This window comes from Pseudoalteromonas sp. TB64 (assembly GCF_000498095.1).
In the GTDB taxonomy this organism is placed as follows: domain Bacteria; phylum Pseudomonadota; class Gammaproteobacteria; order Enterobacterales; family Alteromonadaceae; genus Pseudoalteromonas.
In genome coordinates this window covers 1-5,110 of sequence record NZ_AUTQ01000269.1, presented here as the reverse complement: position 1 = coordinate 5,110, position 5,110 = coordinate 1, and the positions used below count along the sequence as shown (strand labels likewise).

The 5,110-nt window shown below is 35.2% G+C and carries 6 protein-coding genes and 1 pseudogene; 6 read left to right on the top strand and 1 reads right to left on the bottom strand.

The window, feature by feature from the left end; genetic code table 11:
• The first annotated feature begins 94 nt into the window (after nucleotides 1-94).
• From L647_RS0122475 to L647_RS1000000126185, 6 genes are all read left to right on the top strand, one after another.
• On the top strand, nucleotides 95-1,366 hold the full coding sequence (locus tag L647_RS0122475; protein WP_024610808.1) for an IS4 family transposase: 1,272 nt from the start codon (nucleotides 95-97) through the stop codon (nucleotides 1,364-1,366).
• A 74-nt stretch (nucleotides 1,367-1,440) separates the two neighbouring features.
• Entirely contained in the window at nucleotides 1,441-2,073 is a 633-nt protein-coding gene (locus tag L647_RS0122470; protein ID WP_024613001.1) for a cold shock domain-containing protein, read from the top strand.
• Between the two features lie 293 nt (nucleotides 2,074-2,366).
• Entirely contained in the window at nucleotides 2,367-2,819 is a 453-nt protein-coding gene (locus L647_RS1000000126290) for an AAA family ATPase (protein WP_024613000.1), read from the top strand.
• Nucleotides 2,738-4,042, top strand: a complete 1,305-nt coding sequence (locus L647_RS0122460; RefSeq protein WP_216712747.1) for an AAA family ATPase — start codon at nucleotides 2,738-2,740, stop codon at nucleotides 4,040-4,042. Before L647_RS1000000126290 ends, L647_RS0122460 begins: the two co-directional genes overlap by 82 nt.
• A gap of 402 nt (nucleotides 4,043-4,444) precedes the next feature.
• Nucleotides 4,445-4,633 carry a hypothetical protein gene (locus L647_RS0122455; protein WP_024612719.1) on the top strand — a complete coding sequence of 63 codons (189 nt, stop codon included), beginning with the start codon at nucleotides 4,445-4,447 and terminating at the stop codon, nucleotides 4,631-4,633.
• On the top strand, nucleotides 4,633-4,788 hold the full coding sequence (locus L647_RS1000000126185) for a hypothetical protein (RefSeq protein ID WP_173399985.1): 156 nt from the start codon (nucleotides 4,633-4,635) through the stop codon (nucleotides 4,786-4,788). The genes L647_RS0122455 and L647_RS1000000126185 overlap by 1 nt, the downstream gene beginning before the upstream one ends.
• 211 nt (nucleotides 4,789-4,999) lie before the next feature.
• Here the strand turns inward: L647_RS1000000126185 and L647_RS1000000126655 are convergent.
• Nucleotides 5,000-5,110: pseudogene (locus tag L647_RS1000000126655) on the bottom strand (thiamine biosynthesis protein ThiC); the annotation flags it as partial.

Sequence of the window (5,110 nt, the reverse complement as noted above, 5' to 3'; positions counted from 1 at the left end):
CATAGGTTGGATCTTAAGGAATAAAACTTGAAAACATGCTCTGAATTTGATCTGATAGTAATCGCCAAACCACTATCTATCCCAAAAGCAGAGCATGAATAAATATAATACTGAGTTAAACAAAATAACGAAAGTGCTTAACGATTTTAATATTAACGAAATAGGTAAAACAAGCCGTTTTTGTAGCCGTAAACGAATAATAAAACCTTTCGAATTAGTCATGTCGTTAATAACGGCTCTAGGCGATAAATCGGTAAACACCGTGACAGATTTACATCGTTATTTTGTGAAGTTGACGGAAACTGATGTTCAATATAAACCGTTTCACAATCAACTGAGTAAGCCTGAATTCAGCCAATTGATGAAATCACTGGTCGATGTGGCGTTAAATGAATGGCAGCAACAAATACTCGGCACAGAAGTCACACTGTCAGATTTCAAACGCATCATATTGCAAGACGGAAGTTCGTTCGCAGTGCACGATAGTTTAAAAGATACCTTTAAAGGTCGCTTTACTAAAATAAGTCCTGCGGCAATAGAGGTTCATGTGAGTTGGGATGTGCTTCAAGGTTATCCCGAAGAAATCTCAGTGAGTCCTGATAGCCAAGCTGAATATGATTTTTTACCTGATGCTAAATCGTTAGTCGACACCTTGTTTTTAGCGGATAGAGGTTATTTTAAGTTATCGTATCTTGAATCAATTGATACAGCAGGAGGCTTTTATGTTGTCAGGGCTAAAACCACGGTTAATCCAACCGTAGTAGCTGCTTTTAATCGTCACGGTAACGCGTTAAAACGGTTTTCACAGAAGAAGCAAAAGGACGTTAAAAAGCATATTCGTCGTAGTGTTATTGTCGATATGGATGTGGAAGGTAAAACTAATTATCGATTGATTGCGAGCTGGCCTAGAGGAAAAAGTGAGCCTACTTATTGGGCAACGAACTTAAATCGAGAAAAATTTAGCGCTGAAGCGGTAATAAAGCTCTACAGTCTCAGGTGGCAAATAGAGTTACTGTTTAAAGAATGGAAGTCTTATTGCAACCTGCAAAAATTTAACACCAGAAAAGCGAGCATGATGGAAGGCTTGGTGTGGGCAAGTTTATTGACGTTGTTAGTAAAGAGGCGAATAGGCATGAGTGTTCAACAACTTGCCGGTATTGAGCTATCAACATTTATGGTAGCAAAAAACACCCAAGGTTGGTTTTATCAATTAATGGAGTCGATAACACAAGGCGTGATATCGACACTGAATAAAGCATGGCAAAAAACTATCAGTTTTTTGTCAAAATATGCACGAAGAGCGAACCCAAAAAGAGATAAAGAAAAAGGACGATTAAAATGCGGCCTGAATCCAATTATCTCTTAATGTCTAACCTATGAACAATTGTTAACTTAAATGGAATTTGCGTAAATCGCAGCTTAAGCAAAATAGGCGGATACATGAACAAAGGACTGTTAAAGTCGTGGAAAACCGACAAAGGTTTTGGTTTTATTAAATCAGACACCCTAGAGCACGACACGTTTATACACATATCAGCGCTCAAACACATGAGCCGCAAGCCTAAAGTGGGCGACACCATTTACTTTGAAGTTGCAACCCAGCCCGACGGTAAAACCAAAGCAATTAATTGCCGCATAGAAGGCGTTACAGAGCTTAAAGCACCTCATCAAAAAAACAATAACCAGCCGCACCGCATTGCTAAATCTAACTTTGCCAGTAGCTTTCTAGGTAAAGCCGCCTCAATTGGTCTTATCGCTGCACTTTGTTTATATGCATTTAATAAATATAACACTCACTCAAGCAGCCAAACACCCATTATCTTCAATGACGATTTAGCAACTAATGACGATTTAGACACCTTTGATGAAAAATACCCTAAAGTCGTTATTCCTAAAATCGTTATTCCAAAAAGCACGCAAAATTTTACGTGTGATGGCAGGCAGCACTGTAGCCAAATGACATCCAAAGATGAAGCAATATTTTTCATTAATAACTGCCCAAATACAAAAATGGATGGGGATAGAGATGGTGACCCTTGTGAAAATGATTCACGGTTTAAAAATGAGTGGTAATTTGATAAATCGTTTAGTTAAAGGTTAGGTTGGAAAAAATAGAATTAATTTATGGCTGAATATAAGTACAGTTAATCGTAATTTGCCTCATAACATTATTAAAATTAGTTTTGGGGTTAAATAATAAAGGCTACTGAGTAGCAATTGTAATTACCTGTTTATAAATGAGTTGTTTGGTGTGAATATCGAACAACGTAACATACGCCGTTTTGGTGTGTTATAACCCACCAAAGTGGGGTTCAATAAGCTGTTAGTTTACAAATTGTTCATCATCAAATTTAGAGTTGTTGTTAATGAAATTAGAAAATTTACGGATAAAAAACTTTAGAACTATAGGGGCAGATCAAACAATAGACCTAAATAAAGGTTTAACGATTGTGGGACCAAATAGTAGCGGAAAAACCAATATTCTAAAAGCAATCGAAATGCTTTTTACTGGTTTCGAAAATAAACTTGGGTATGAAGCTAAAAAAGATAAAACTTTTGGTGTGACAACAGGACAAACTACATTAACTGTAGCTTTTTCAGGTATTAGAGGAAGTTCTGATGATGATTTTTTTGATCTGTATCAAGAATTAAATGAAATGCTCGTAGAGCCCAAAACAATAATTGAAAAATTTAATTTATATCTTTCATTTCCTAACTCAGAAAATCCTAAGTATGTATTTTTCACAAACGAGAAAAAAAAGCTGATACAACAAAAGCATTTTCAAGAATTCAAAGGCAAGCAGTTACTTTATTATTAGAGAAATTTGTCTGTCATTACGTCCCATCGTCAAAAAGTATTGATGACCTTTATACTTCATTATTACAGCCTTTTATCAAACGCTCAGTCTCAAGGGTTTTGGATGATAAACTTCAAGAAATTAATGAAAGTCTACAAGGAATATCTAATCATTTAGATGAGCAGTTGAAAGTAGCCGGTTTACCACATATCACGTCACATTTTTCTCTTCCTAATAATTCATTGGAAGAGTTAATACATAAGTTTGAATTTCACTTATCTGATCCTAATAAAACTTCGATAGATAGAAAGGGAATGGGTATTCAAGCCTCTGCTATATTAGCCTCTTTTCTTTGGATAACGAAAGAGGAGAAAAAATTAAATAAATGCCCTATTTGGTTGATTGAAGAACCCGAGTCTTATTTACACCCCGAGCTAGCTGATTCTTGCCATAAAATGTTAAATGAAATTAGTGCTGAAGCACTGTTGGTTACTACTACACATTCCCTAGGCTTTGTTTCTCAGGATCCTCAGCGTATTTTAGGTACAATGAACGATGGAAAAGAAACAAAAGTAATAAAATATGATAGTTATGTTAATGCTACAACATCGATTAGAAAAGCGCTTGGTGTCAGGTTTAGTGATTTTTATAACTTAGGTATATCTAATATTTTTGTAGAAGGTAAAACTGATAGAGAGATATTCAAGTGGTTTTTATCTACCGTGCCTGAAGGTACTGAAGAGCAATTTAATTGGCCTTATGTAAGAAGATCTGAAATTCTTGATTTCACAGGAGTGGCTGGAATGGAGGGTTTTATGAAAGCTACTTATGAATATATTTATTCAGAAAGGCCTGTTGTGACTGTTTTAGATGGTGATAGCGCAGGAGATAAAACAAGACGAACTTTACAACAATATTTTGGCAATAAAAACATCCCTTTTCATACAAAAAAAGATTTTGTGACATTACACGATGGATTTTCATTAGAAGGTTTATTTCCGCATAAATGGATTATAGAAGCTTATGGTCAACATCCCAATTGGTTTCAGGATTTTGACACAGATGTTGAAGGAGTTCTTAAACCATTTGCTGTTAAGTCAAATGCCAATAAAGAGCAATTAAGAAACTATTTGAAAGCTAAAGCTGTTGAATCTGATGATTTTGATTGGGTAGCTCGATTTAAAACAGTTTTAGATGTGGTCGAAATAGCTTTAAAAGAACGTAATGAAGCTGTATATGGCTAAAAAGAAAACTAGCAACACGCCCTTAGGTGGACAGCAAGCACTAAAGCTCTCTCTCCACCCAAATTTTAACAGCAGTGATCCCTTACTTGTCAATGCAGATAAGTAACTTGATTCATCTTAGGGCGTATGTGTTTTCCAACACCTAAATAGGATTCTTATCCCTTTTCCAAACTAATAAGACACCCATCTTAAATTTGCTAAAAAGCAAAAGGGTCAAAAAGCAAAAGGGTCAAAAGCAAAAGGGTCAAATCTTGACTTCATACATCAAAACTTAAATTGCTAAAAATTTAATATTCAAAGAGCAATGTAGTGAGTTTTAAAACGAAATTTGATAATAAAAAAGGTGATAGTTAAACAATAAACTTTTCGCTTTTTTCACCACGAATACTAAAGGAGAACTGTGTGGTAGTAATAGAAATAATAATTGTATTAGCAATTTGGTTTGCAAGTGGACATGCAATAAGTAAAATTTATTTTAAGGCTGGATTTAAAGACACGCCAATATTTGTATTTTGGATTCCAGCACTAAACCTGGCGTTTTTGTTTTATTTAGCTTTCTCAGAATGGCCTAGATTTAAGGAGAATGTATAATGGGTTTTATTATAGCTACCGCAATTTGGGCATTGATAGCGTTTGCAGGTTGGCGCGTATTTACTAGAGCTGGTTTTAAAGGCTGGATGGGTTTTCTTTTTTTAATTCCTGTAGTTAATTTTATAGCATTGTTATATTTAGCTCATAAAGATTGACCTATTGAGAATACACAAAACTAGCAAGAGGCTATTGGGTAAATGGTGTCAAATTTTGATTCCATACATCAAAACATAAATTAGTTAAAAGCTTTTGAGATAGGCTAGGGGAATGCTTTAAATGTAAAACATCGGCGAATTCTTATATGTAATATGCGCCGATGTTTATACTTTATTCAAAAAGAGCCAATGACTTGTGAGCTATTAAGCCTTAGTCTTGTTTGCGGTAAAGGCTTATTAAGCATATCGCTAAAAGTAACGTTGCAATCATGCCTGAGGCGCCAGCAACAGCTGATGGAAGAAATCCATCACGGCCAAAGGT

Excerpts from the sequence above, each read along its gene's own strand:
- L647_RS0122475 (WP_024610808.1), top strand. The coding sequence starts at position 95 with ATGAATAAATATAATACTGAGTTAAACAAAATAACGAAAGTGCTTAAC.
- L647_RS0122470 (WP_024613001.1), top strand. The coding sequence starts at position 1,441 with ATGAACAAAGGACTGTTAAAGTCGTGGAAAACCGACAAAGGTTTTGGT.
- L647_RS1000000126290 (WP_024613000.1), top strand. The coding sequence starts at position 2,367 with ATGAAATTAGAAAATTTACGGATAAAAAACTTTAGAACTATAGGGGCA.
- L647_RS1000000126185 (WP_173399985.1), top strand. The coding sequence starts at position 4,633 with ATGGGTTTTATTATAGCTACCGCAATTTGGGCATTGATAGCGTTTGCA.